The sequence below is a fragment of the Methylobacterium sp. J-067 genome (genome assembly GCF_022829465.1).
Taxonomy (GTDB): domain Bacteria; phylum Pseudomonadota; class Alphaproteobacteria; order Rhizobiales; family Beijerinckiaceae; genus Methylobacterium; species Methylobacterium litchii.
On record NZ_JAKSXZ010000106.1, the window covers coordinates 1 to 24,229 of the forward strand.

A 24,229-nucleotide genomic window follows, 5' to 3' on the forward strand; every position below is an offset into this window, starting at 1 on the left:
GAGCGGCGTGCCCAGAACCCGATCCCATCTCGAACTCGGCCGTTAAACACGCCAGCGCCCATGGTACTGTGCCTCAAGGCACGGGAGAGTCGGTCGCCGCCAGACCCGCACAACGCAAAGACAACACACCATTCCCTCTCACGACACCGCTTGGCGCGGGGTGGAGCAGTCCGGTAGCTCGTCAGGCTCATAACCTGAAGGTCGTTGGTTCAAATCCAACCCCCGCAACCAAACACACGAACAACCCGCCCGTTGAAAGACGCGGCGGGTTTTTCATGTTCGCTGTCCGCCCGGCAATCTCCTAATGATTAGCGAGTGATCCTTCCGCCGTACAACTTATAGATTTACTTGTGAATACTTCTACCATTAGTCGAATATTGCACTGATTGCAATATAGGTGTTCCATGGGCCTCGGTTTTCCGCTATCTCGAAGTCTGGGCAGGTCGATGCGCTGCCGGAATGCTCTGAGAGGTGGCCTTGATGGCCATGGCGTCCCCGAAGCCAGCTGAAATTCTACTTTTATCCGCTCGCCGCCGGGTGTGGCGATGAACGGCGTTCCCATTCTAGTCACCGGTGGGGCCGGCTTTCTCGGTTCGCATCTTTGTGATCGCCTTCTGGCGATGGGTCAGGAAGTCCTCTGCGTCGATAACTACTTCACCGGCCGCAAACGGAACATCGAACATCTGCGGCAACATCCTCGCTTTGAGGAAATGCGCCACGACATTACCTTTTCACTCTATATCGAGGTGTGGCAGATCTACAATCTGGCCTGTCCCGCCTCTCCGATCCACTATCAGCACGATCCGGTTCAGACCACGAAGACCTGCGTGGTGGGTGCCACCAACATGCTGGGCCTCGCGAAGCGGCTGAAGGCCCGCATCCTCCAAGCCTCGACCTCCGAGGTCTATGGCGATCCCATCGTCCATCCCCAGGCCGAGGATTATTGGGGGCACGTCAATCCCATCGGGATCCGCGCCTGTTACGACGAGGGGAAGCGCTGCGCCGAAACCCTCTTCTCGGACTATCGCCGTCAGTATCGCCTCGACACCAAGGTCGTGCGGATCTTCAACACCTATGGGCCGCGCATGCGGCCCGATGACGGACGGGTGGTCAGCAACTTCATCCTGCAGGCCCTGCGCGGCGAGCCGATCACGATCTATGGCAACGGCACGCAGACCCGCAGCTTCTGCTACGTCGACGATCTGGTCGAAGCGATGATCCGGGTGATGGATCAGCCGCCGGACTTCGGCGGGCCGATCAACCTTGGCAATCCCTGCGAGTTCACCATCCTCGAGCTTGCCGAGTGCGTGCTCCGGCTGACCGGCTCCCGGAGCCGGATCATCCACCACCCCCTCCCCTCTGACGATCCCAGACAGCGCCGACCGGATATCGGACTCGCTCGGGAACGCCTGGGCTGGGAGCCGAAGGTGTCCCTGGAGGATGGGCTGCAAGAAACCATCCGGTATTTCCGAAGCTTGGCAGCCTGACGCTTGACTGCTGAATGACGACGGACAGGCACACGGATGTTACGCAGTTCCTGCCCGGGTGCAGGGGGACTTCGATGTCGCAGAAGAAAATCGAAACATCGTGAAAGTCGATCAAGCCCATTACGAAAGCTTTGCTGAAATGCCAGTCACCGCATCGGAAAATACTCAGCAAACTGCGCCACGGATATTTGTTATCACGCCGTATTACCTCGAATCCCTCGACGTGCTGCGGCGGTGTCATGAGAGTGTGTTGGCGCAGCAGGCTGAAGCGCGCATAACGCATGTCATGATCGCGGACGGGCATCCTCGGGAGGAGATCGACGGCTGGGATGTCCTGCACATCAGGCTCCCCAAGGCGCATGCCGACAACGGCAACACGCCGCGTGGGGTGGGCTGTGTCGTGGCAGAGACCAACGGCGCCGAATTCATCGCCTTCCTGGACGCGGACAATTGGTACTATCCCGACCATCTCGCGAGCATGCTCGACGCCATGAGGGAGACCGGGGCAAGCGTCGCCTGCTGCTGGCGGGACTATTACGATCCCAAGGGAACGAAGATCGATGTGGTTGAGGCCGACGAGATGGCCCTGGGCCATGTCGATACGAGCTGTATCATGCTTTCCAGCGCGGCTTTCGACGTGAACCAGTTATGGTCCACGATGCCGAAGATTTTGACACCCTGGTGCGACCGGGTCGTTATGACCGGCATCCGCCATCGGCGGCACATGCAGTGCTATACGCGGAAGAGGACCGTCGCGTTCACAACGATCTACTCACAGCACTTCGAGGATTTGAATTTGCCGCTCCCGCCCAACGCCAAACGGACGCCGGACGAGGCGATGCTTGCTTACCTGCAATCGATTGAGGGCGTGCAGCAGACCGTGCGCCGGATGGGCTTCTGGCCCCTCGCCATCTGATCCGGACGCGCCGGGGCTCTGCCCCGGCACCCCGCCAAAGGGCTGGCCCTTTGGGATCCCCTATTCGGCCGCCTGCGCGAGGTATGAGGCGGGATTGTAATTGAGGATCGGGCCGAGCCAGCGCTCCACCTCCGCCACATCCATCCCCTTGCGGACGGCGTAATCCTCGACCTGATCCCGTTCCACCTTGGCGACACCGAAATAATGGGCGTCCGGGTGGGCGAGGTAGAGGCCCGACACCGAGGAGCCCGGCCACATGGCAAAGGACTCGGTGAGCTTCACGCCGATCCGGCGCTCGGCCTTGAGGAGATCGAACAGAGTCGTCTTCTCGGTGTGGTCGGGCTGGGCGGGGTAGCCCGGCGCCGGGCGGATGCCCGCATAGGGCTCGCCCGTCAGTTGGTCCGGCGTGAAGGTCTCGTCCTGGGCGTAGCCCCAGAACTCCCGGCGGACGCGCTCGTGCATCCGCTCGGCGAAGGCCTCGGCGATGCGGTCGGCCAGCGCCTTCACGAGGATCGCCCGGTAATCGTCGTTGGCGCGCTCGAAGCGCTCGGCGATGCGAACCTCCTCCAGGCCCGCCGTCACCACGAAGGCGCCGACGTAATCCGCGATGCCCGTGTCCGCCGGGGCGACGAAGTCGGACAGGCAGAGATTCGGGCGCCCGTCGCGCTTGGAGAGCTGCTGGCGGAGGCCGTGGAACGTTGCGAGCGTGTCGCTGCGTGAGTCACCGGTCCAGAGCACGATGTCGTCGCCGATGCTGTTCGCCGGCCAGAAGCCGAGCACGGCCTTCGGGTTGAACCAGCGCTCCGCCACGATCTGCTGCAGCATCTCCTGTGCGTCCTCGTAGAGCGCGCGGGCGGCCGGGCCCTGCTCCGGGTCGTCGAGGATCGCCGGGAAGCGGCCCTTGAACTCGTAGGTCTGCAGGAACGGCGTCCAGTCGATGTAGGGCACGAGGTCGGCGACTTCGTAGGAGCCGAAGACGCGGGCATCCGTGAAGGTCGGCTTCTTCGGCGCGTAGGCGGTCCAATCAGCCTTGAAGCGGTTGGCGCGGGCCTTGGCGATCGGCAGACGCTGCTTGTCGGCCTCCGACCGGGCATGGGCGGCTGCTACCTTGGCGTATTCGGCGCGGACCTTCTCGATGGTGGCTCCGCGGGTCTCCTTGGAGATCAGGCTCGACACGACGCCCACCGCGCGGCTCGCGTCGGTGACGTAGACCGCCTGCCCCCGCTCGTAGGCCGGGTGGATCTTCACCGCCGTGTGGACGCGGCTCGTGGTGGCGCCGCCGATCAGGAGCGGCACGTCGAAGCCCTCGCGCTCCATCTCGCCGGCCACGTGGACCATCTCGTCGAGCGAGGGCGTGATGAGGCCCGACAGGCCGACGATATCGACCTGCTCGCGCCTGGCGGTTTCGAGGATCTTGGCGGCCGGCACCATCACGCCGAGGTCGATGATCTCGTAGTTGTTGCAGGCCAGCACGACGCCGACGATGTTCTTGCCGATGTCGTGGACATCGCCCTTCACGGTGGCCATCAGCACCTTGCCGGCGGCCTGGCGCTTGCCGTCGCCGCCATTGGCCAGCTTCTCGGCCTCCATGTACGGCTCGAGATAGGCGACCGCCTGCTTCATCACGCGGGCCGACTTCACCACCTGCGGCAGGAACATCTTGCCCGCGCCGAACAGGTCGCCGACTACGTTCATGCCGGCCATGAGCGGCCCTTCGATCACGTGGAGCGGACGCTCGACGCCCTGACGCGCCTCCTCCGTGTCGGCGATGATGTAATCGGTGATGCCGTTGACCAGCGCGTGCTCGATGCGCTTCGCGACCGGCGCCTCGCGCCACGTCAGGTCGGCGGTGCGCGCCTGGGCCGAGGCGCCGGTCTTGAACCGCTCTGCGGATTCCAGCAGGCGCTCGGTGGAATCGTCGCGACGGTTGAGGACGACGTCCTCGCACAACTCGCGGAGTTCGGCGGGGATCTCGTCATAGACGGCGAGCTGGCCGGCGTTGACGATGCCCATGTCCATCCCGGCCTGGATGCAATGGTACAGGAACACGGCGTGCATCGCCTCGCGCACCGGCTCGTTGCCGCGGAAGGCGAAGCTCAGATTCGAGACGCCGCCCGAGATGTGGGCGTGGGGGAGGGTTTCCCGGATGGTGCGCGTGGCTTCGATGAAGGCGACGCCGTAGCCGTTGTGCTCCTCGATGCCGGTGGCGACCGCAAAGATGTTCGGGTCGAAGATGATGTCTTCCGGCGGGAAGCCGACCTGCTCGGTGAGGATCCGGTACGCCTTCGTGCAGATCTCGACCTTGCGCTCGTAGCTGTCGGCCTGGCCCTGCTCGTCGAAGGCCATCACCACCACGGCGGCGCCGTAGGACCGGCAGATCTTGGCGGCCTCGATGAACTTGTCCTCGCCCTCCTTCATGGAGATCGAGTTCACGATCGCCTTGCCCTGAATGCACTTAAGACCGGCCTCGATCACCTCGAACTTCGAGGAATCGACCATCACCGGCACGCGGGCGATATCGGGTTCGGCGGCGACGAGGTTCAGGAACTCGACCATCGCCTTCTGCGAATCGAGCAGACCCTCGTCCATGTTGACGTCGATCACCTGCGCGCCGGCCGCGACCTGATCGCGGGCGACGTCGAGGGCCGCCGCGTAATCGCCGTTGGTGATGAGCTTCCGGAACTTGGCCGAGCCAGTCACGTTGGTGCGCTCGCCGACGTTGACGAAGGGAATCTCCTTCGTGAGCACGAAGGGCTCCAGGCCCGACAGGCGCATCAGGCGCGGGACCTCGGGGATCTGGCGCGGCGCCTTGCTGGCCACGGCCTCCGCGATGGCGCGGATATGGTCAGGCGTGGTGCCGCAGCAGCCGCCGACCATGTTGACGAGGCCCGCTTCCGCGAACTCGCCGACCAGGTCGCCCATCGCCTCGGGGCTCTCGTCGTAGAGGCCGAATTCGTTCGGCAGGCCAGCATTCGGATAGGCGCAGACGAGGGTGTCGCACAGCCGCGACAACTCGGCGATGTGGCCGCGCATCTCGCGGGCGCCCAGCGCGCAGTTCAGGCCGAAGGTCAGCGGGTCGGAATGGCGCAGCGCGTTCCAGAACGCCGCCGGGGTCTGGCCGGAGAGGGTGCGCCCGGAGAGATCGGTAATGGTGCCCGAGATCTGGATCGGCAGCTTGATGCCGGTCTCCTCGAACACTTGCCACGCGGCGGCGACCGCCGCCTTGGCGTTGAGGGTGTCGAAGATCGTTTCGATGAGGATGAGCTCGGCGCCGCCCGCGATGAGGCCGCGGACCTGCTCGACATAGGCGGTCTTCACCTGATCGAACGTGACCGCCCGGTAGCCGGGGTTGTTCACGTCGGGCGAGATCGAGAGGGTGCGGTTCGTCGGGCCGATGGCGCCGGCCACGAAGCGGCGGCGGCCGTCCTTCCGCTCGGCGAGCTGGGCAGCCTCGCGGGCGAGGCGCGCGCCCTGCTCGTTCAGCTCGTGGACGATGGACTCCATGCCGTAATCGGCCTGGGCGATGGTCGTACCGGAGAAGGTGTTGGTCTCGCAGACGTCGGCGCCCGCAAGGAAGTAGTCGAGGTGGATCTGCCGGATCGCGTCGGGCTGGGTGAGGATCAGGAGGTCGTTGTTGCCCTTCTGATCGTGCCCGTGATCCGTGAAGCGGTTGCCCCGGAAATCCTCTTCCGAGAATTTCAGGCGCTGGATCACGGTGCCCATCGCCCCGTCGAGCACGAGGACTTTTTCCGAGGCCCGCTCGCGCAGGGCCTTGGCGATTGCGGTGCCATCGACGGGGGCGAAATCGGTCATCGTCAGTCCTTGCAGACTACCTCATCCTGAGGTGCCGAAGCGGAGCGAAGGCCTCGAAGGAGGCCTCCAGTAAGCTGTGCGATCCCTGGAGCCCTCCTTCGAGGCCCGCTGACGCGGGCGCCTCAGGATGAGGGCTCGGGTGGGAGGCGCCGTGTCACGCGGCCTTCGCGGCGGCGATCTTCGGGGCCTGATTGCGCAGGCCGAGGAGATGGCAGATCGCGTAGACGAGGTCCGAGCGGTTCATCGAGTAGAAGTGGAAATCGTTGATGCCCTCGTCCACGAGGTCGAGCACCTGCTCGGCGGCCACGGCGGCGGCCACGAGGCGGCGGGTCTCGACGTCGTCGTCCAGGCCCTCGAATCGGGCGGCGAGCCAGTAGGGTACCGAGGCGCCGGTGCGGCGGGCGAAGTTCGCCGCCTGCTTGAAGTTCTGCACCGGCAGAATGCCTGGCAGGATCGGGATGGTGATCCCGGCCGCCCGCACCTTCTCGAGGTAGCGCAGGAAGACGTCGTTATCGAAGAAGAACTGCGTGATCGCCTGATCCGCGCCAGCATCGACCTTGGCCTTCAGGGCGTCGATGTCGGCTTCCAGGGTCGCGGCCTCGGGATGCTTTTCGGGATAGGCCGAGACCGACACCTTGAAGTCGCCGATCCGCTTGATGCCGGCCACCAGTTCGGCGGTGGAGGCGTAGCCGCCGGGATGCGGGCGGAAGGCGTGGCCGACGCCCTCGGCCGGGTCGCCGCGCAGGGCCACGATGTGGCGCACGCCGGCATCCCAGTAGGACTGGACCACCGCGTCGATCTCCTCGCGGGTGGCGTCCACGCAGGTCAGGTGGGCGGCGGGCTTGAGGGTGGTCTCGCGCACCATCCGGGCGACGGTGTTGTGCGTGCGCTCACGGGTGGAGCCGCCCGCGCCGTAGGTCACGGACACGAATTTCGGCTGCAGCGGCGCAAGGCGCTCGATGGAGCTCCACAGAACCTTCTCCATCTCCTCGCTCTTGGGCGGGAAGAACTCGATGGAAACGCGGATGGGGTGGTAGCCGTCGCGGCTGGCGCGTGTGGTCCGGGCCATGATGTTCGTTGCTCCTCGTCCTCAAGATCCGACGGTTCGGACGGCATTCCTCGGTGAAATCTCAGGCGACAGCGCGGTCTTCGCCCCAGGTCGCGTTCGTGTCCCGCCCCTGCCCTTCCCCCTCGGCGAGCCACAGCGTGACCGTGAGCTGGCCGGAGGCCGCGGGCGCGAGGTCGCGCGCGGTGACGGCGGGCAGACCAGCCTCGGCGAGCCAGCCGGCGATCTGCTCCGTGGAGAAGCCGAGCCGGCGGTGCGCCTGGGCGGTGCGCAGGAATTCGAGATCGTGCGGGGCGAAATCGACCACCAGCAGGCGTCCTCCCGGCGCGACGAGGCGCGCGGCGGCTTTCAGCGCGCGGGCCGGGTCGTCGAGGTAGTGGAGCACCTGATGCACGATCACAAGATCGAACCCCGCCTTCGCGAAGGGCGGGGCGTGGATGTCGCCCTGGCGCAGTTCCACCCGTGCGAGGCCCTGGCGCTCGAAGTTGGCGCGGGCGACGGAGAGCATGGCGTGGTTCGAATCAAGCCCGACCGCCCTCCCCGCCAGCGGCGCGAGGAGCCCGAGCATCCGGCCGGTGCCGGTGCCGAGATCGAGCAGGCTGCCGATGGGGCGCGGCCCGAGGGCTTCCAGCACGGCAGCCTCGACGATGGCCTCCGGCACGTGGAGCGAGCGCAGCTCGTCCCATTTCGGCGCCAGCCGGGCGAAGAAGCTTTGCGCCGCCTCGGCCCGCTGCGTCCGCACCGCATCGAGCCGTGCGCGGTCCTCGGAGAGCGGCGGCGCGGCGCGGTCGAGCCCGGCGACCAGCGGGTCGGCGAGGTCGGCGCGGTTCTCCGCGAGGCGGAAGAAGGCCCAGGCGCCCTCGCGATGCCGCTCCACCAACCCCGCTTCCACGAGAAGCTTGAGGTGGCGCGAGATGCGCGGCTGCGACTGGCCGAGGATGTCGGTGAGGTCCGAGACCGACAATTCTCCCTCCGCCAGCAGGGCGAGGATGCGCAGGCGCGTCTCCTCCGCCGCGGCGCGCAGGACGGCCAAGGCTTGGGAAAAGGGGACCGACCCCGCCTCTCTCTGGCGATCACTAGACATAAAGATATCTTTATGTGCGTTCGCGGCTGGGCGCAAGGGCAAATCGGCGTGTGCGGCACGGCTGGAACCTGCGGCGCGGGCGTGCTCTTCTGACCGCATATAGTTCTGGCGAGGGCGGCTTCGTGTTCGGCATCCTGCGCACCCTGGGCTTGGCCCTCGGCCTTCTCGGCGGCGCCATCGCGGCGCAGGCCCCTGAATTCGCGCAGCAATACGCACAGCGCCTCGGCGGCGCGGTGGATGAGTTGCGCCGGGAGATCGCGACCCTCGAATCGGATGCGCAGGCCAACGGCACCACCCGCGACGGCGCGGTGGAGCGCCTGCGCAGCAACCCGGACGGTCTGGTCGCCCGGCGCGGCGAGGCGGCCCAGGCCGACATCGCCCGGCTCGCCCGCCTCTCGGCGCAGCAGCAGGCCCTGACCGAGGCGACGAGCCCCCTCGGGCGGACGGTCGCCGTGATCCGCGATCCCGACACCGGCATCGCCCGGGCGACCCTGCGGGACTACCAGCCCGCCGTGCCGACGACGGCCGATGGGCTGACCGCCGGGCTGGTCGGTTTCCTGGCCGCCTGGGGCGGCTGGCGCGTTCTCTCCGATATCGGCCGGCGGGCCACGAGACGCCGGTCGCGGCAGCCGGCGACGGTCGCCTGAGTGAAGAGCAGTGGCGGGGTGTTGCCGGGCGTCTACAGCCCTGTGCCCGCCGCTTGCTTATCGAGCCTGGATCCGCTCGCTCCGGATCGGATGGGGCGTACCATGCCACGCGCGTCGACACAGACGATCGACCCCGCCCTCGACGCCGCCGCCCTGTTGCGGCGCGTCGGGTTCTTCGGGCTGTTCGTGGTCCTTCCCGTCCTGGCCCAGGTCGCCCGGCGCGCGGCGGTGATCCTCGCGCCCATCGCCGTCGTGCTGCTCCTCATCGCCAGCGGCATCGACCGGCGGCAGCGGCCCACCCTGCCCGCCATCCGGCGGCTGCTGACGGCGCCCGCCTTTCTGGCCGGCAGCCTCGTCGTCCTGTGGTCGGCCCTGTCGCTGGCCTGGACGCCCTTCCTCGGCCCGGCGGGGGAACGGCTCGCCAACCTCGTGGCGACCATCGGCCTCGGCCTTGCCGCCTACCTCGCCCTGCCCGACCGGATGCGCTCAGCGAACCTCTATCTCCTGCCGCTCGGCGTGACGGCGGGGGCCATCGTGGCCATCGCCCTTGGCATCTCGGGGGCGCGGATGGCGCCGGGCATGGAGGATGACGGCGCCCTCGACCGGGGCCTGATCCTGCTGATCCTCCTCGTCTGGCCCGCCCTGGCGTGGCTGCGCTCCCGCCGCCGGGACCGGGAGGCGCTGGTGGTCGCCCTGCTCGTGGCCGTGGCCCTGACCGTCCAGCCGGATGCGACGCAGATCGCGGCACTCGCCATCGGCGCCCTCGCCTACGCGCTCACCAGCCTTCGCCTGAAGGCGGGCGTGGCCGCCACCGCTCTGACGGCGGCGATCCTGCTCGCCGCCGCGCCGATCCTGCCCTTCCTCGCACGCCCCATCGCCTCGGCCGTGCTCGGGCCGGTGAGCCCGGCGGCGTTGTCGCTCAAGAGCTGGCAGAAGGTGGTGACCACCGAGCCGGTGCGCCTCGTGACCGGGCACGGGCTGGAGACCGCCCTGCGCGGGCGGGTCGTCGGGCTCGTGCCGGCCAATGCGCCGACCACGGCCCTGTTCGAATTCTGGTACGAGCTCGGCATCGTCGGGGCCCTCGCCGCCGCTTTCGCCCTCTACGCTTCGATCCGCAGGGCGGGCCGGGACGCCCCCGCCCTCGTGCCCGGCGCCATGGCCTGCTTCGCCAGCGCCTTCGCGGTGGCCTGTCTTGGCGTCGGCCTCACCACGGTGTGGTGGCTCGCGACGCTCGCCATCGCGGTGATGGTGTTCGTGACGGTGGAGCGCGGTCAGTTCCGCACCAGCCGCCCCAAGGTGGCCCGCCTGCGCCGGCTCCGGGATGACGGCCCCGCCGGAGCGGGCGCCGCCTGACGTCTGGTATCGCGTCAGTCGATGACGCGGAGCGAGACCCACGAGGTCCCGCGCATGCCGAGCGCCCGCGCCGAGCCGCGGGACAGGTCGATGATCCGCCCGCGGACGAACGGGCCACGATCGTTGATCCGGACGACGACAGCCCGGCCGGTGCGGCGGTTCTCGACCCGCACGCGGGTGCCGAAGGGCAGCGTGCGATGGGCTGCGGTCAGCCCGTTGGGATTGAAGCGCTCACCGTTCGCCGTGCGATGTCCGCTGCCGTACCAGGATGCATTGCCGCCCTGAGCGGCGGCCGGGGACACGGCGCCGACGGCGCCAGCCAGCATTCCGAGGACGAGAGCGATCTTACCGAAACCAACCTTCATTTGTCCGCGCATTCCCTTGTTGTTAGCGGGACGGCGCCAGTCGTTTCGGAAACGGGCAGCAATGTGGCGTCAGATTTCGTGATTTTGGGGTCGCATTTTGGCCCCATTGATGCTGAACGCAATGATTACATGGCGGTCAGCATCGGCTTTTCCTGGATCAGAGTAACAAATACTTGCGACGAATGCTGGCGAAGTATCGCGATAGATAAGCGCGCGGCACTGGATGACCGGCGATGGTGCGAGGATTATCCTAGATCTGCGTGTCGCGAAGGGCTGCCTCCCGCTCAGGCGGAGGCTCGCGGGCCGGCGCGAATGAGGCCGGGTCAGAACGGGACGCTTTTATCGAAACAGGCTGAACGCGGTTTTTACCGTAGCCGACGCATGGTCCCCCGGTCAGTCGCGTAACCGGTGTGTCTCATGGCTTCCCAGCGTACCGTGGCAGCCGACGCTCTCGCCCGGAATCAGGTCTCGCGTGCCGGGCGGCCCGCGTCGGCGCCACGGATGGGTTACTCTGCCCAGCCGTCGCCACTCAGGTCCAAGGACCTTCCCCTCGACACGGTGCTGATCGGCGATTGCATCGCCGCCATGAACGCCCTTCCGGCGTCCAGCGTCGACTGCGTGTTCGCGGACCCGCCCTACAATCTCCAGCTGGGTGATGCCGGGCTGCTGCGCCCCGACCAGAGCCGCGTCGACGCCGTCGACGACGACTGGGACAAGTTCGCGAGCTTCCCCGCCTACGACGCCTTCACCCGCGAATGGCTCGCCGCCGCCCGCCGGGTGATGAAGCCGAATGCGACCCTCTGGGTGATCGGGTCATACCACAACATCTTCCGCGTCGGCAGCGCCCTTCAGGATCTCGGTTACTGGATCCTCAACGACATCGTCTGGCGTAAGGCGAACCCGATGCCGAACTTCCGCGGCAAGCGGTTCACCAATGCGCACGAGACCTTGATCTGGGCGTCCCGCTCGGCGGACTCGAAGGGCTACACCTTCCATTACGACGCGCTGAAGGGGGGCAACGAAGACCTCCAGATGCGCTCGGACTGGTTCATCCCCCTCTGCACGGGCGACGAGCGCCTGAAGGACGAGGAGGGCCGGAAGGTCCATCCGACGCAGAAGCCGGAGGCGCTGCTCGCGCGCACCCTGCTCGCCGCCACCAATCCCGGCGACGTGGTGCTCGATCCGTTCTTCGGCACCGGCACGACCGGCGCCGTGGCCAAGCGCCTGGGCCGCCGCTTCATCGGCATCGAGCGCGACCCCGGCTACGCCGCCGCCGCGCGGGAGCGGATCGCGGGGGTCGAGACCCTGTCGCAAGCCGCCCTCCTCGTGGCGCCGACGAAGCGCGCGGAACCCCGCGTGCCGTTCCTCTCGGTGATCGAGGCCGGTTTGGTCCAGGCCGGCGAGACGCTGTGCGACGAGCGCGGGCGCTTCCGCGCCACGGTGCGTCCGGACGGGCAGCTCGACAACGGGCTGGTGGTCGGCTCGATCCACAAGATCGGCGCCCTCGTCCAGGGCCTGCCGGCCTGCAACGGCTGGACCTTCTGGCACGCCGAGCGCGGCGGCCGGAAGACCTGCATCGACATGTTCCGCACCGAGATCCGCGCCACGATGGCGGGGGCCTGAGCGTCCCTACCGCACCTTCGGCCCGCCCTTGCGCGGCGGGGCGGCGGCGACGGGACGGCGGGACAGTACCTTCGGCAGGGGCGCCCGGCGGGCCGGCGGCTCGGCGGGCGGCGGCGTCGCGAGGTCCGGCTCCGGTTCGGGCGTCGGCGCGGGCGGCAGCGCGAGCTTCTGATCGAGGGCGTGGGCCAGAACCTTCTTCATCGCCCCCGGCAGGGGCTCCTCGCCGAGTCCGGCGGGGGTGGTGAAGCGCATCCCCTCGGGCGCCGGCATGTCGGCCGCGACCCGCGCCATGAACACCGTCAGTTCCAGCGGGAAATGCGTGAAGACGTGCCGCACGAGGCCGGGCAGGCGCTTCCAGCGGGCGTCGAGGGGCGCGTCGAGGAGCGCCTGCGCGGGGTCGTAATCCGGCCGCCACTCGCTGGTCGGCGGCTCGGCCATGGCGCCGAGGAGACCGTTCGCCGGGCGCGTCCGCAGGAGGATCGCCCCGTCCCCCGCCCGCTGCACCACGAAGGCCGCGCCCCTCCGCAGGGTGCCGGCCTCCTTCTTCACCTTGCGGGGATAAGTCTCCTGCGTGCCCTCCCTGCGGGATTGGCAGGGCCGCATCCACGGGCACAGGGCGCAGGCCGGGCGCTTCGGGGTGCAGAGCGTCGCGCCGAGATCCATCACCGCCTGCGCGAAATCCCCCGGCCGCGTCTGCGGCACCAGCGTCTCGGCGAGGGTGCGCAGGACCGGGCGCGCGGCGGGCAGCGGCTGCTCGACGGCGAAGAGCCGGGAGACGACTCGCTCGACATTGCCGTCCACCGCCGCCGCCGGCCGGTCGAAGGCGATGGAAGCGATGGCGCCCGCCGTGTAGGCGCCGATGCCGGGGAGCTTGCGCAGGCCCTCCACCGTGTCGGGGAAGGTGCCGCCGGCGGCCACCACCGCGCGGGCGCAGGCGTGGAGGTTGCGCGCGCGCGAGTAGTAGCCGAGCCCCGCCCAGGCGCTCATCACCGCCTCCTCCGGCGCGGCGGCAAGGGTGGCGACATCGGGGAAGCGTTCGAGGAAGCGGGCGAAATAGGGCTTCACCGCCGTGACGGTGGTCTGCTGCAGCATGATCTCCGACAGCCAGACCCGATAGGGATCGGGCACCTCGCCGGGCAGCGCGCGCCACGGCAGCGCCCGGCGATGGCGGTCGTACCAGACCAGCAGGTCGGCCGCCTCGGGCCGGGCGTCCTGTCTTGAGTGTGACGCCGCGGGCGCTACCATGCGCTGGCCTTAACCGGTTTTTCGCGCCGGCGGGAGCAGGTTTTCGGCCACCCCACACGACGCACCCGATGGCACGCCCCAAGCCCCTCGCCGAACTCATCGATTCCTGCATCGGCCCGGCCTTCGCGGCCCAGGGCTTCGCCTCCACCGACATCCTCGCCGCCTGGCCGGAGATCGTCGGCGAGCGGCTCGCCCGCTATTGCCGGCCCGCCAAGCTCGAATGGCCCCGGCGGCGCCGCGCAGAGGACGGGAGCGGGCCGGAACCCGGCACGCTGATCGTGCGCGTCGAGGGCGTCTTCGCCATCGAGTTGCAGCACCTCGCCCCCGTCGTGATCCAGCGCATCAACGCCCATTACGGCTGGGCCTGCGTCGGCAAGATCGTGCTCAAGCAGGATCGCGTCGGGCAAAGGGGCGCCGCCTCGGCCACGCGGGGGATCGATCCCGCGCGGCGGGGCGAGGTGGCGAAGGCGGTCTCGGCGATCGAGGATCCTGGCCTGCGCGACGCCCTCGACCGCCTCGGCATCGCCACCGTGGCCACCGCCCCCGCCCCGGGACGGCCGGTGAAGAAGACGTGAGCCGGCAGCGCCGTCGCGCCGCCTTGCCAGTCCTGCCTTCCGCAGATACCCGGTTGCACAACGACACACGCCAAACGGCGGAGGCATCACGCCAATGACCACCCGACGCGACGTCTTGAAGCTCACCGGCCTCGTCACCGCCGGCCTCGCCCTCCCCGCCTTCGCGGCCCCGGCCTTCGCCGACACGGTCGACAACGCCGCGCTGCTCCAGCCCGGCCCGTTGGGCGATGTCTGGCTCGGCCCGGCCGACGCCAAGTGCACGATCATCGAATACGCCTCGATGACGTGCCCGCACTGCGCGAAGTTCCACAAGGAGACGTGGCCGGAGTTGCGCAAGCGCTACATCGACACCGGCAAGGTGCGGTTCACCCTGCGCGAATTCCCCCTCGATCCCCTGGCCACCGCCGCGTTCATGCTGGCCCGGTGCGAGGGCGACAAGATGTACTATCCGGTGACCGACCTGCTCTTCGACCAGCAGCAGGGCTGGGCCTTCACCCAGAAGCCGGTCGACAACCTGGAGCAGATGCTCAAGCAGGCGGGCTACACGAAGGACAAGTTCGAGGCCTGCCTGAAGAACGAGAAGATCTATTCCGGCATCAACGCCGTGAAGCAGCGCGGCATGGACGTGTTCAAGGTCGATTCGACGCCGACCTTCTTCATCAACGGCACCCGCTACACCGGCGAGCAGACGATCGACGCGATGGAGAAGGTGATCAAGCCGATCATCGAAGCCTGAGCACTCGGCCACACGCGGCCGTGAACACGGGTGGCGGGAAAAGCTTGCCGAAACGCCCGAAAACGTAACGTTGACAACGAGTTGCGACGATGGGCGGTCGCCTTGACACCCAAGGTAGGCGAAACTATGGTGCGCCCCGCTTGAAGGGGGCTTCCAGCAGATTCCGGGTCCGGATTTCCCGAGGGTTAGAGCCGTGAACGGCGACGACGCGAGGGACGGAAACGGGGATGCCGGCAAGCCACCGGAGGGCGACCTCTCCGCGAGGCTCAGGCGTCTCGAAGCGCAGATTGAACGGAAGCGGCCTTCGGCTGCTCCCGGCACGTCGTCGCGCCCACAGGACACTGGCCGCACCCCGCTCGCTCAGGCGATGACGCTCTCCACGGAGTTCGTCGCCGGTGTGATCGCGGGGGGCATCCTCGGCTGGATCGTCGACCATGTCTTCGGGACGAAACCCTGGGGACTGATCGTCCTTCTGCTGCTGGGATGCGTGGCAGGCTTCTACAACGTGTTGCGGGCCTCCGGGTTCGGCGGTACGCGCCCTCAACGGCGCGACGGATCCGATCGCTGAGACAGGCGCCGAAGTCGGCGCCGGAGAGAGATAAGAAGGGCGGGAGCGGGCATGGCGGTCACGATCGACCCGATTCACCAATTCGAGCTGAAGTCCCTCGTGCCGCTCGGCCATATCGGCCATCAGCAGCTCGCGTTCACCCAATCCGCTCTGTACATGTTCGCCGCCGTGGGCGTGATCGCGCTCATCACCATCGTCGCGACGGCGTCGCGGTCGATCGTGCCGGGCCGCATCCAGTCCCTGGCGGAAGTCTTTTACGAATTCATCGACGACACGGTGTATCAGGCGACCGGCGAAGGCGGCCGGAAGTTCATGCCGCTCGTGTTCTCGCTGTTCATGTTCGTGCTGATCCTGAACCTGTTCGGCATGATCCCCTACGCCTTCGCGGTGACGAGCCATCTCATCATCACCTTCGGCCTCGCCGCCCTGGTGATCAGCGTGGTGGTCGGCTACGGCGTGTACAAGCACGGCGCCCATTTCTTTGGCCTGTTCGTGCCGTCGGGCGTGCCGAAGGTGCTGCTGGCGATCCTCGTGCCGATCGAGATCATCTCCTTCATCTCGCGTCCGATCAGCCTGTCGGTTCGTCTCTTCGCGAACATGCTGGCCGGCCACATCGCGATGAAGATCTTCGCCTTCTTCGTGGTTCAGCTTCTTCTCGCCGGGGCCTGGAGCGTGCTATCGCCCCTCCCGCTGTTCCTGACGATCGCCCTGACCGCCCTCGAATTCCTCGTGGCGGCCCTTCAGGCCTACGTCTTCGCGACGCTCACGGCGATCTACCTGAACGACGCTCTTCACCCCGGCCACTGACGACCGGCCGGCTTCCCCGCCGCGAACCTCGCGCACGTTTCTCGAGAAAGACCTCAGGAGTTACCATGGATCCCGTCGCTGCGAAGTACATCGGCGCCGGCCTCGCTTGCCTCGGCATGGCGGGTGCGGGCATCGGCCTCGGCAACCTGTTCGGTCAGTTCCTTGCCGGCGCCCTTCGCAACCCCTCGGCCGCCGACGGCCAGCGCGCCACCCTGCTCCTGGGCTTCGCCCTCACCGAGGCGCTCGGCATCTTCTCGCTGCTGATCGCGCTGCTGCTGCTGTTCGCCGTCTGATCGGCGCTCGCCGGGGTCCTCGGGCCCCGGCTTCGGCGGCGCCCCGGCGCCGCCTCTCCACGGGAGGGTGACGCCCCGCGTCCTCCTCCTCCGGCGCCCCCAGGCGCCCCCCGACGGTGTTTTCTCGGACCGGTTTGATGGCGCAGCCGAACCCTCTCACGACGCCGCCTCCGGGCGCCGACACGCAAGTCGTGCCGGGCCATGTCGAGCATACGGAAGCGCATTCCGGCGCCTTCCCGCCCTTCGAGACTTCGGGCTTCCTCGCTCAGCTTGTCTGGCTGGCTCTGGCCTTCGGCCTCCTCTACTACCTCATGGACAAGGTGGCCCTGCCCCGCATCCGGGGCATCCTCCACAACCGCGCCGAGCGGCTTCGCGCCGATCTCGATCAGGCGCAGGCGATGAAGACCCAGGCCGATGCGGCCGGGGTCGCCTACGAGACCTCCCTGCGCGAAGCGCAGAACAAGGCGCGCGATATCGCGCTGGCCACGCGCAACGAGCTGAACGCCGAGGCGGACGGCAAGCGCAAGGCCCTGGAAGCCGAGCTGAACGCCAAGCTCGTCGCCGCCGAGACCACCATCCGCAGCCGCACCGACGCGGCGATGGGCAACGTCCGTTCGATCGCCGGCGAGACCGCCTCGGCCATCGTCGAGCGGCTGACCGGCCAAGCCCCCGATCAGGCGAGCCTCAACCGGGCGCTCGACGCCACGGCTCACTGAAGAGGACCGCCATGCTGCTCGAAGCCGAATTCTGGGTCGCCGTCGCGTTCTTCATCTTCATGGCCATCGCGTGGAAGGCCGGCGCCTTCAGCACGATGACCAAGGGTCTGGACGGCCGCGCCAACCGCATCCGCCACGAACTCGACGAGGCCAAGCGCCTGCGCGAGGAAGCCGCCGCCGTGCTGGCCGACTACAAGCGCCGTCAGGTCGAGGCCGAGAAGGAAGCGCAGGCGATCATCGCCAGCGCCCGCGAGGAGGCGCAGCGCGCCGCCGACGAGGGCCAGCGCAAGCTGAACGAGTTCCTCGCCCGCCGCACCAAGGCCGCCGACACCAAGATCGCCCAGGCCGAGGCGCAGGCCGAAGCCCAGGTCCGCGCGGCGGCCGCCGAGGCGGCGGTCCGTGTCTCCGAGACGATCCTCAAGGAGCGCCTGCAGGGCGATTCCGCCCAGGGTCTCATCCGGTCGAGCCTAGGCGAGATCCGCACCCGCCTCCGCGCCTGAGACCTTCCACTTCAGCGCCGACACGAAAGCCGCCTTCGGGCGGCTTTTTTCGTTTGGCCCCTCCCCGCTCCGGTGAACGCCCATTCCCTCGGGGAGTTGGCGAGGGCATCGACGGGGCGGAGGTCGGGACTTCATGGCGGACAGGGTCAGGATCGTCGTGGTGGGCGGCGGTGTCGCGGGGCTGGAAGTGGCCACCGGCCTCGGCCGGGAGAGCCACGCCGCCGTGACGCTCGTGGATCGCGGCCTGTCCCATGTCTGGAAGCCGATGCTGCACACCTTCGCCGCCGGCACGGCGCGGCCCGACCGGCAGACGGTCGATTTCTTCGCGCAGGCCAAGCGCAACGGGTTCCACTTCCAGCCCGGCACCCTCACCGCCGTGGACCGGGCGGCGAAGACGATCTCCCTCGTGGTGGAGGAGGCCGAGTCCCGGCCGCCGCTCACCCTCCCCTACGATCTGCTCGTGCTGGCCATCGGCAGCCGCGCCAACGATTTCGGGACGCCGGGTGTGGAAGAGCATTGCTCGACCATCGACGACCTCCCCGAAGCCGAGGATTTCCATGCCGCCCTGCGCCGGCATCTGCTCCGCAGCTTCCGGGGCGGGGACGAGCTGTCGGTGGCCATCGTCGGGGGAGGCGCCACGGGCGTCGAGCTGGCCGCCGAACTGAAGCACGCCATCGACCTCCTGGCCCGCTACGGCTCGCCCGACCTGCCCCGCCGCCTGCGCCTGTCGCTGATCGAGAGCGGACCTCGCCTGCTGCCGGCCTTTCCGGAAAGAGTCTCGGCGGCGGCGGCGAAGACGCTCGCCGGGCTCGGCGTCGAGGTGATGACCGGGACCATGGTGACGGCGGCCGACGAGACCGGCTTCGCCCTGAAGGACGGCGGCCGTGTCGAGGCGACGCTCAAGGTCTGGGCGGCAGGGGTGAAGGCGCCCGACGTCCTGTCGCGGATCGACGGGCTGGAGCGGGCCCGCACGGGCGGCCTCGTGGTGGGGTCGGATCTGCGCACCACGCGGGATCCGGCGATCCTGGCGCTCGGCGATTGCGCCAGCCTGACCGATCCGGCCACCGCACGGCCCGTCCCCGCGACGGCCCAGGCGGCGCATCAGCAGGCGCAGCACCTCGTTCCGGCGTTGCGGCGGGCTCTCACCGAGGGTGGCGTCGCGGCGACATTGCCGCCGTTTCACTACCGGGAACGCGGCGCCATCGTCTCGCTCGCCGATTTCAACGGCTGGGGGACGCTGGGGCGCTACACGTTCGGCGGCGGGCGCCTGAACGGGCTCTTCGCCCGGCTGGCGCACGATCTCCTCTACCGCCAGCACCAGCTCGGCCTGTTCGGCCCCGGTCTCGCCCTGGCGACCTGGGCCGCCGACGAGCTCGACCGGAGGGTGAGCCCGCCCGTGCGGCTTGACTGATCGCTCAGTCCGGCCGCTCGCCCTCGACCTCGCGGGTCTCTTCGACCTCCGGTGCGACCTGCCCGTAATTCAGCACGGCGACGAGGGTGACGCCGCCGAACAGGTTGCCGGCCAGCGTCGGCAGAAAGAACCGGAAGACGTAATCGTTCAGGGAGGCCGCGCCCGTGACCACCAAGTAGAAGGCCTCCACCGAGCCGGCGACGACGTGGGCGAGGCTGCACAGCGACACGAGCCACGTCATCAGCATGATGATGAAGGGCGCGGCGCTGCCCGTGGCGGGCAGGAACCACACCATCAGGGCGATCATCCAGCCGGCGAAGATTGCCTTCACGAAGGTTGCAGCGAATTCGTGGGCGATGGCGTCGTGGCTGATCTCGGCGAAGGCCTTCTGCACCGAGGGCTCGAAGGCGCCCGCATGGGCGATCAGGGTCGCGATGGCCAGCGTGCCGAGGAGGTTGCCGAGGAGGACGATGGTCCACAGGCGCAGCACCCGCCACGTCGTCTTGATCGAGCGGTCGTGCAGGAGGGGCAGGACCGGGGTGATCGTGTTCTCGGTGAAGAGCTGCTGCCGGCCGAGCACCACGACGAGGAACCCGACGGAATAGCCCATCGAGGTGATGACCTTGCTCCAATCGGCCTCCGGAAGGTGCGATTTGAGCACGCCGGGCACGATCAGCGAGAGCGCGATGCTCAGGCCGGCGGCGAAGGCCGAGAGGAACAGGGCGCCTCCGTGCCGCCGCAACTCCTCGTCGCCGCCCAGGCGGATCGCCTCGTGCAGGACATAGGCGTCCGGCCGGGCGATCTCGTCCACGGTCTTGAGAAGCTCGTGGCGTCTCGTCTTCCTGTCGGACTTGTCGTCCTCGGTCATCCGCACCGCTCCGCTACGCCGACGATGGGAAGGGCCTCAGGCCGAGAGCCGGGCCACCAGTGCCTCGACCTCGGCCTGGGCTGCCGCGAGGGCGGCGTCATCGCGGCTGCGCACGACGATACGGTTGCGGAACCCCTCCGGCGTCATCATTGGATAGGATCCGATGGAAACGGACGCATGGCGCTTGGCGATCTCGCCGAGATCGCCCGCGTAATTGCCCTCCGGGATGCCCTTCGCCTCGATGGTGACGGAGCGCATGGCGGTGCCGCCCGTCAGGGTCGGGCCCACGGCGTCGAGCATCGCCTGCATGATCGCAGGCACGCCGGCCATCACCATCACGTTGCCGATGCGGAAGCCCGGCGCCTTCGAGATCGCATTGGGGATCAGGTCCGCGCCGAAGGGGATGCGGGCCATGCGCAGGCGGGCCTCGTTCAGGTCCTCCGGCTTGTGCCGCTCCAGCAGCATGGCGCGGGCGCGCTCGTCCACGTCGATACCGACGCCGAAGGCCTTGGCGACGCAATCGGCGGTGATGTCGTCATGGGTCGGGCCGATGCCGCCCGTGGTGAACAGGTAGTTGTAGCGCTCGCGCAGAACGTTCACCGCCTCGACGATCCGGTCCTCCTCGTCGGGGACGATGCGGACCTCGCGCAGGTCGATCCCGGCGGCGGTGAGGTAATCGGCGATGGTGCCGATGTTCTTGTCCTTGGTGCGCCCCGAGAGGATCTCGTCGCCGATGACGAGGATCGCGGCTGTGACCGTAGCGGGGGTGGCGTTCATCGGACCTGTCGTGATTCTGAATGATCGTGCAGATAGCGCGCTGCGATCCCGACGCCACAGTCCAGACCGAGCGATCCCCATGCTTTGGCCCTCGCCCCTCACGGAGGGGCGGCTCCTGCGACGCTACAAGCGCTTCCTGGCCGATATCGAGACCCCGGCGGGGGTCGAGACCGTCCATTGCCCGAACCCCGGCGCGATGATGGGGCTCGACGCGGCGGGGAGCCGGGTGCTCCTGTCACGCTCGTCCAACCCGACGCGCAAGCTGCCGCTGACCTGGGAGGCGGTGGAGGCCGACCTGCCGGGCGGGTCGCAATGGGTCGGCATCAACACGATGCGCCCGAACGCCCTGGTGGCCGAGGCTTTTCGCGGCGGTCTCCTCGCCCCGCTGGCGGGCTACGAGTCCCTGCGGCCGGAGGTGCGCTACGCGAAGGCGAGCCGGGTCGATTTCCTGGCGGGCGGCCCGGCGGGGCCGTGCCATGTCGAGGTGAAGAACTGCCACCTCATGCGGCGGGCCGGGCTTGCCGAGTTTCCCGATTGCAATGCCGCCCGCAGCGCCCGGCACATGCGCGACCTTGCGGAGGTGGTCGAGGCCGGCGGGCGGGCCCTGGTGGTGATCGTGGTGCAGATGCGGGCCGAGGCCTTCGACGTCGCCCGCGACATCGATCCGGCCTTCGACCGCGCGTTTCGGGAGGCACGGGCGGCGGGCGTCGAGACGCGGGCCTATCGCTGCGATGTCGGGCCGGAGGGCGTGGCGATCGTGGCGGAGATCCCCATCGTCACGCCGGCCTGAATGCCGCTCTCTTCGTCATTGCGAGCAGAGCGAAGCAATCCAGGGCAGCGTGACGCCGCAGAACGAGGCGTTATCCCTGGATTGCTTCGCTGCGCTCGCAATGACGCAGGGGCGCCGGCCTGAGGGGCCTCAGCCCCGCTCGAACATCAGGTTCAGCCGCGAGGGCGGCAATTCGCGGTAGCCGTGCTCCTTCAGGAGTTTCGGCAGGTCGAGCTGCCATTGGCCGGTGCCGTTCTCGATGAGGAGCAGGCGCGGCAGCAGGGTCTCCGGCGCCTCGCGCAGGAAGGGTTCGAGGATCAGGTCCTCGGCGCCCTCCACGTCGAGCTTGATCGCGTCGACGCGGGTCAGGCCCTCGCCGTGCAGCAGGTCGAGGAGTGTCACCGCCGGCACGGTGACTTGCGCGCCCTCATTGGTGCCGACGATCCGTAGGCTCGATTCGCCCCGGTTGCGGGGGTCGATGAACAGGGTCAGCTCTCCGGTCTTGTCGGCGACGGCGCAGGCCACGGCCTTCACCGTGTGGAACGGGTTCTGCGCGATGTTGTAGCTCAGCCGCGCGAACACGTCCTTCTGCGGCTCCACCGCCACGATCCGCGCCTGCGGCCCGGCGAAGGCGGCGACGTAGAGGGCGTAGGCGCCGATATTCGCGCCGATGTCGAGGAACACGCAATCCTGCGGCAGCCGCGCCTTCAGCAGGGCACGCTCCTGCGGATCGAAGAATTGCGGGGTGAAGAGGACTTTCTTCTCGCAGTTGTTGTTGTACGGGTGCAGCCGCATCTTCGCGCCGTAGCGCGTTACGTCGAGGGGCTTGCCCCCGAGCAGCGAGATGCCGAGGCGCCGGAGCAGCAGGGCGAGGCGTCGCCCATACCAGTTCTCCGCGCCGATGCTGCTGGTGCGCCGGGTGATCGCGGCGACGAGGCCGGTCGGCGCGTAAGTCCCGTAGGGTCGTGAATCGCTCATGGCGCGGCGGTGATGCCAGCCGGGGCGCTCTGTCGCAAGCGCGCGTTGTCGTGGCGCGGCGCTGCCGGTAAGCCGGACCCGTTGTGGCGGAATGGGTTCGGGGATGGACAGTTTCGATTCCGATGGCGTGCGGATCGCCTATATCGACGTGCCGCCGGCTTCAGGCGGCGGCGACGCGATCCTGCTGATCCACGGCTTCGCGTCGAACCACGCGGTGAACTGGGTCAACACCCAATGGGTGCGCGCCCTCGCCCAGGCCGGCTACCGCACCATCGCCCTCGACAATCGCGGCCACGGCGAGAGCGAGAAGCTGTACGATCCGGAGGCCTATTCCTCCGAGGCGATGGCGTCGGACGCGGTGCGGCTCCTCGACCATCTCGGCATCGAACGCGCCCACATCATGGGCTACTCGATGGGCGCGCGGATCACCGCCCACATCGCCCTCGACCATACCGCGCGCGTGCGCACGGCGCTCATCGGCGGCCTCGGGATGCATCTGGTGGAGGGGCGCGGCCTGCCCTCCGGCATCGCGGAGGCCTTGGAGGCCCCCGCCGGCACGCCCGCCCCGAACCCCACGGCGGCGGCGTTCCGCACCTTCGCTGAGCAGACCCGCAGCGACCTGCGGGCGCTCGCGGCCTGCATGCGCGGCTCGCGCCAGACCCTCAGCCGGAGCGAACTGGCGCAGATCGAGGTGCCGGTGCTGGTCTCGGTCGGGACGTTGGACACGGTGGCGGGCTCGGGCCCGGGGCTCGCCGCCCTGATGCCCGATGCGCGCGCCCTGGACCTGGAGGGCAAGGATCACTCCACCGCCGTGGGCGCCAAGGCCCACCGCGACGGCGTGCTCGCGTTCCTCGCGGCCCAGCCCTAGCTCTTCAGCCGGTAGCCCGTGCGGAAGATGTAGGTCACGAGGCCGAGGCAGATCACGAGGAAGAGCCCTGTCATGGCGAGGCTCACCGCGATGCTGACGTCGGCGTTGCCGAAGAACGCCCAGCGGAACCCACTGATCAGATAGACGACCGGGTTCGCGAGGCTCACCGCGTGCCAGAAGGGCGGCAGCATGCTCACCGAGTAGAAGCTGCCGCCGAGGAAGGTCAGCGGCGTCACCACGAGGAGCGGCACCAGTTGCAGCTTCTCGAACCCGTCCGCCCAAAGGCCGATGACGAAGCCGAACAGGCTGAACGTCGTGGCCGTGAGCAGCAGGAAGCCGATCATCCAGAACGGGTGGTCGATCCGCAGGGGCACGAAGAGCGACGCGGTCGCCAGGATGATCAGCCCGATCAGGATCGACTTCGAGGCCGCCGCCCCGACATAGCCGAGCACCACCTCCACGGGGGAGATCGGCGCCGAGAGGATTTCGTAAATCGTGCCGGCGAAACGCGGGAAGTAGATGCCGAACGAGGCGTTGGCGATGCTCTGCGTCAGCAGCGAGAGCATGATCAGCCCCGGCACGATGAACAACCCGTAGGGCACGCCGTCCACGGCCGTGACCCGCGAGCCGATGGCCGCGCCGAACACCACGAAATAGAGCGTGGTCGAGATGACCGGCGCCAGGATGCTCTGCCCGGCGGTGCGCCAGAAGCGGCTCATCTCGAAGCGGTAGATCGCCAGGACCGCTGGCCAGTTCATGCCGCC

Annotated in this window: 24 protein-coding genes, 1 tRNA gene and 1 rRNA gene; 17 read left to right on the plus strand and 9 right to left on the minus strand. The window is 68.4% G+C overall.

From position 1 onward, the window contains the following. The 4 genes from rrf to MKK52_RS13295 all read left to right on the plus strand — a co-directional run. A 5S ribosomal RNA gene (gene rrf, locus MKK52_RS13280) occupies positions 1-105 on the plus strand; the annotation flags it as partial. Between the two features lie 49 nt (positions 106-154). After that, positions 155-231: transfer RNA gene (locus MKK52_RS13285), tRNA-Met, on the plus strand. 314 nt (positions 232-545) lie between these two features. Beyond that, positions 546-1,487 (plus strand): UDP-glucuronic acid decarboxylase family protein, encoded by a 942-nt coding sequence (locus tag MKK52_RS13290; RefSeq protein WP_243954465.1) that lies wholly within the window; start codon positions 546-548, stop codon positions 1,485-1,487. A 58-nt stretch (positions 1,488-1,545) separates the two neighbouring features. Beyond that, entirely contained in the window at positions 1,546-2,403 is an 858-nt protein-coding gene (locus MKK52_RS13295) for a glycosyltransferase (RefSeq protein ID WP_243954467.1), read from the plus strand. Positions 2,404-2,463: 60 nt separating this feature from the next. On the opposite strand, the gene metH is transcribed toward MKK52_RS13295, so the two are convergent. The 3 genes from metH to MKK52_RS13310 form a co-directional block, all read right to left on the minus strand. Next, a complete protein-coding gene (gene metH / locus MKK52_RS13300; RefSeq protein WP_243954470.1) occupies positions 2,464-6,216 on the minus strand; it encodes a methionine synthase in 3,753 nt (1,250 codons plus the stop codon). Positions 6,217-6,370: 154 nt separating this feature from the next. Then, on the minus strand, positions 6,371-7,285 hold the full coding sequence (gene metF / locus MKK52_RS13305; protein WP_243954472.1) for a methylenetetrahydrofolate reductase [NAD(P)H]: 915 nt from the start codon (positions 7,283-7,285) through the stop codon (positions 6,371-6,373). 61 nt (positions 7,286-7,346) lie between these two features. Continuing rightward, entirely contained in the window at positions 7,347-8,366 is a 1,020-nt protein-coding gene (locus tag MKK52_RS13310; protein WP_243954474.1) for an ArsR/SmtB family transcription factor, read from the minus strand. 122 nt (positions 8,367-8,488) lie between these two features. On the opposite strand from MKK52_RS13310, the gene MKK52_RS13315 reads away from it, so the two are divergent. Both MKK52_RS13315 and MKK52_RS13320 read left to right on the plus strand, forming a co-directional pair. After that, positions 8,489-9,013 carry a DUF2937 family protein gene (locus tag MKK52_RS13315; protein WP_243954477.1) on the plus strand — a complete coding sequence of 175 codons (525 nt, stop codon included), beginning with the start codon at positions 8,489-8,491 and terminating at the stop codon, positions 9,011-9,013. 102 nt (positions 9,014-9,115) lie between these two features. Further along, on the plus strand, positions 9,116-10,366 hold the full coding sequence (locus MKK52_RS13320) for a peptide ABC transporter permease (protein ID WP_243954479.1): 1,251 nt from the start codon (positions 9,116-9,118) through the stop codon (positions 10,364-10,366). Between the two features lie 14 nt (positions 10,367-10,380). Here MKK52_RS13320 and MKK52_RS13325 read toward each other — a convergent pair whose 3' ends face one another. Further along, positions 10,381-10,731: a septal ring lytic transglycosylase RlpA family protein gene (locus MKK52_RS13325; protein WP_243954481.1), complete on the minus strand. Its 351-nt coding sequence runs from the start codon at positions 10,729-10,731 to the stop codon at positions 10,381-10,383. Between the two features lie 417 nt (positions 10,732-11,148). Here MKK52_RS13325 and MKK52_RS13330 point away from each other — a divergent pair, with 417 nt between their 5' ends. Then, the gene (locus tag MKK52_RS13330) at positions 11,149-12,354 is read left to right on the plus strand and encodes a site-specific DNA-methyltransferase (RefSeq protein WP_279597816.1); all 1,206 of its coding nucleotides are present in this window, start codon (positions 11,149-11,151) and stop codon (positions 12,352-12,354) included. Positions 12,355-12,360: 6 nt separating this feature from the next. On the opposite strand, the gene mutY is transcribed toward MKK52_RS13330, so the two are convergent. Then, a complete protein-coding gene (gene mutY / locus MKK52_RS13335) occupies positions 12,361-13,599 on the minus strand; it encodes an A/G-specific adenine glycosylase (RefSeq protein ID WP_243954485.1) in 1,239 nt (412 codons plus the stop codon). A gap of 68 nt (positions 13,600-13,667) precedes the next feature. Here mutY and MKK52_RS13340 point away from each other — a divergent pair, with 68 nt between their 5' ends. From MKK52_RS13340 to MKK52_RS13375, 8 genes are all read left to right on the plus strand, one after another. Further along, positions 13,668-14,174 (plus strand): DUF721 domain-containing protein, encoded by a 507-nt coding sequence (locus tag MKK52_RS13340; RefSeq protein ID WP_243954487.1) that lies wholly within the window; start codon positions 13,668-13,670, stop codon positions 14,172-14,174. Between the two features lie 94 nt (positions 14,175-14,268). Then, positions 14,269-14,910, plus strand: a complete 642-nt coding sequence (locus tag MKK52_RS13345) for a DsbA family protein (protein WP_243954489.1) — start codon at positions 14,269-14,271, stop codon at positions 14,908-14,910. 193 nt (positions 14,911-15,103) lie between these two features. Further along, positions 15,104-15,478 (plus strand): AtpZ/AtpI family protein, encoded by a 375-nt coding sequence (locus tag MKK52_RS13350; RefSeq protein ID WP_243954490.1) that lies wholly within the window; start codon positions 15,104-15,106, stop codon positions 15,476-15,478. A gap of 51 nt (positions 15,479-15,529) precedes the next feature. After that, on the plus strand, positions 15,530-16,285 hold the full coding sequence (locus MKK52_RS13355) for a F0F1 ATP synthase subunit A (RefSeq protein WP_243954492.1): 756 nt from the start codon (positions 15,530-15,532) through the stop codon (positions 16,283-16,285). A 65-nt stretch (positions 16,286-16,350) separates the two neighbouring features. After that, entirely contained in the window at positions 16,351-16,578 is a 228-nt protein-coding gene (locus MKK52_RS13360) for a F0F1 ATP synthase subunit C (RefSeq protein ID WP_007566773.1), read from the plus strand. Between the two features lie 137 nt (positions 16,579-16,715). After that, a complete protein-coding gene (locus MKK52_RS13365) occupies positions 16,716-17,294 on the plus strand; it encodes a F0F1 ATP synthase subunit B' (protein ID WP_243954494.1) in 579 nt (192 codons plus the stop codon). Between the two features lie 14 nt (positions 17,295-17,308). After that, positions 17,309-17,794, plus strand: a complete 486-nt coding sequence (locus MKK52_RS13370; protein ID WP_243954639.1) for an ATP F0F1 synthase subunit B — start codon at positions 17,309-17,311, stop codon at positions 17,792-17,794. 133 nt (positions 17,795-17,927) lie between these two features. Next, the gene (locus MKK52_RS13375) at positions 17,928-19,205 is read left to right on the plus strand and encodes an NAD(P)/FAD-dependent oxidoreductase (protein WP_243954496.1); all 1,278 of its coding nucleotides are present in this window, start codon (positions 17,928-17,930) and stop codon (positions 19,203-19,205) included. A gap of 4 nt (positions 19,206-19,209) precedes the next feature. Here the strand turns inward: MKK52_RS13375 and MKK52_RS13380 are convergent, their stop codons facing one another. Both MKK52_RS13380 and MKK52_RS13385 read right to left on the minus strand, forming a co-directional pair. Beyond that, on the minus strand, positions 19,210-20,073 hold the full coding sequence (locus tag MKK52_RS13380) for a formate/nitrite transporter family protein (protein ID WP_279597817.1): 864 nt from the start codon (positions 20,071-20,073) through the stop codon (positions 19,210-19,212). 36 nt (positions 20,074-20,109) lie between these two features. Further along, complete coding sequence (locus MKK52_RS13385) at positions 20,110-20,850, minus strand: competence/damage-inducible protein A (protein ID WP_243954500.1); 741 nt, start codon at positions 20,848-20,850, stop codon at positions 20,110-20,112. A 79-nt stretch (positions 20,851-20,929) separates the two neighbouring features. Here MKK52_RS13385 and sfsA point away from each other — a divergent pair, with 79 nt between their 5' ends. Next, complete coding sequence (gene sfsA, locus MKK52_RS13390; RefSeq protein WP_243954502.1) at positions 20,930-21,640, plus strand: DNA/RNA nuclease SfsA; 711 nt, start codon at positions 20,930-20,932, stop codon at positions 21,638-21,640. A gap of 129 nt (positions 21,641-21,769) precedes the next feature. Here the strand turns inward: sfsA and MKK52_RS13395 are convergent, their stop codons facing one another. Beyond that, positions 21,770-22,597: an FkbM family methyltransferase gene (locus tag MKK52_RS13395; RefSeq protein WP_243954504.1), complete on the minus strand. Its 828-nt coding sequence runs from the start codon at positions 22,595-22,597 to the stop codon at positions 21,770-21,772. Between the two features lie 103 nt (positions 22,598-22,700). Between MKK52_RS13395 and MKK52_RS13400 the strand changes: the two genes are divergently transcribed. Beyond that, positions 22,701-23,465: an alpha/beta fold hydrolase gene (locus MKK52_RS13400; protein WP_243954506.1), complete on the plus strand. Its 765-nt coding sequence runs from the start codon at positions 22,701-22,703 to the stop codon at positions 23,463-23,465. Here the strand turns inward: MKK52_RS13400 and MKK52_RS13405 are convergent. Next, on the minus strand, positions 23,462-24,223 hold the full coding sequence (locus MKK52_RS13405) for an ABC transporter permease (protein WP_243954509.1): 762 nt from the start codon (positions 24,221-24,223) through the stop codon (positions 23,462-23,464). The genes MKK52_RS13400 and MKK52_RS13405 overlap by 4 nt on opposite strands. Between the last annotated feature and the right edge of the window lie 6 nt (positions 24,224-24,229).

Excerpts from the sequence above, each read along its gene's own strand:
- MKK52_RS13290 (WP_243954465.1), top strand. The coding sequence starts at position 546 with ATGAACGGCGTTCCCATTCTAGTCACCGGTGGGGCCGGCTTTCTCGGT.
- metH (WP_243954470.1), bottom strand. The coding sequence starts at position 6,216 with ATGACCGATTTCGCCCCCGTCGATGGCACCGCAATCGCCAAGGCCCTG.
- metF (WP_243954472.1), bottom strand. The coding sequence starts at position 7,285 with ATGGCCCGGACCACACGCGCCAGCCGCGACGGCTACCACCCCATCCGC.
- MKK52_RS13310 (WP_243954474.1), bottom strand. The coding sequence starts at position 8,366 with ATGTCTAGTGATCGCCAGAGAGAGGCGGGGTCGGTCCCCTTTTCCCAA.
- MKK52_RS13320 (WP_243954479.1), top strand. The coding sequence starts at position 9,116 with ATGCCACGCGCGTCGACACAGACGATCGACCCCGCCCTCGACGCCGCC.
- MKK52_RS13325 (WP_243954481.1), bottom strand. The coding sequence starts at position 10,731 with ATGAAGGTTGGTTTCGGTAAGATCGCTCTCGTCCTCGGAATGCTGGCT.
- MKK52_RS13330 (WP_279597816.1), top strand. The coding sequence starts at position 11,149 with ATGGCTTCCCAGCGTACCGTGGCAGCCGACGCTCTCGCCCGGAATCAG.
- mutY (WP_243954485.1), bottom strand. The coding sequence starts at position 13,599 with ATGGTAGCGCCCGCGGCGTCACACTCAAGACAGGACGCCCGGCCCGAG.
- MKK52_RS13340 (WP_243954487.1), top strand. The coding sequence starts at position 13,668 with ATGGCACGCCCCAAGCCCCTCGCCGAACTCATCGATTCCTGCATCGGC.
- MKK52_RS13345 (WP_243954489.1), top strand. The coding sequence starts at position 14,269 with ATGACCACCCGACGCGACGTCTTGAAGCTCACCGGCCTCGTCACCGCC.
- MKK52_RS13355 (WP_243954492.1), top strand. The coding sequence starts at position 15,530 with ATGGCGGTCACGATCGACCCGATTCACCAATTCGAGCTGAAGTCCCTC.
- MKK52_RS13360 (WP_007566773.1), top strand. The coding sequence starts at position 16,351 with ATGGATCCCGTCGCTGCGAAGTACATCGGCGCCGGCCTCGCTTGCCTC.
- MKK52_RS13365 (WP_243954494.1), top strand. The coding sequence starts at position 16,716 with ATGGCGCAGCCGAACCCTCTCACGACGCCGCCTCCGGGCGCCGACACG.
- MKK52_RS13375 (WP_243954496.1), top strand. The coding sequence starts at position 17,928 with ATGGCGGACAGGGTCAGGATCGTCGTGGTGGGCGGCGGTGTCGCGGGG.
- MKK52_RS13380 (WP_279597817.1), bottom strand. The coding sequence starts at position 20,073 with ATGACCGAGGACGACAAGTCCGACAGGAAGACGAGACGCCACGAGCTT.
- MKK52_RS13385 (WP_243954500.1), bottom strand. The coding sequence starts at position 20,850 with ATGAACGCCACCCCCGCTACGGTCACAGCCGCGATCCTCGTCATCGGC.
- sfsA (WP_243954502.1), top strand. The coding sequence starts at position 20,930 with ATGCTTTGGCCCTCGCCCCTCACGGAGGGGCGGCTCCTGCGACGCTAC.
- MKK52_RS13395 (WP_243954504.1), bottom strand. The coding sequence starts at position 22,597 with ATGAGCGATTCACGACCCTACGGGACTTACGCGCCGACCGGCCTCGTC.
- MKK52_RS13400 (WP_243954506.1), top strand. The coding sequence starts at position 22,701 with ATGGACAGTTTCGATTCCGATGGCGTGCGGATCGCCTATATCGACGTG.
- MKK52_RS13405 (WP_243954509.1), bottom strand. The coding sequence starts at position 24,223 with ATGAACTGGCCAGCGGTCCTGGCGATCTACCGCTTCGAGATGAGCCGC.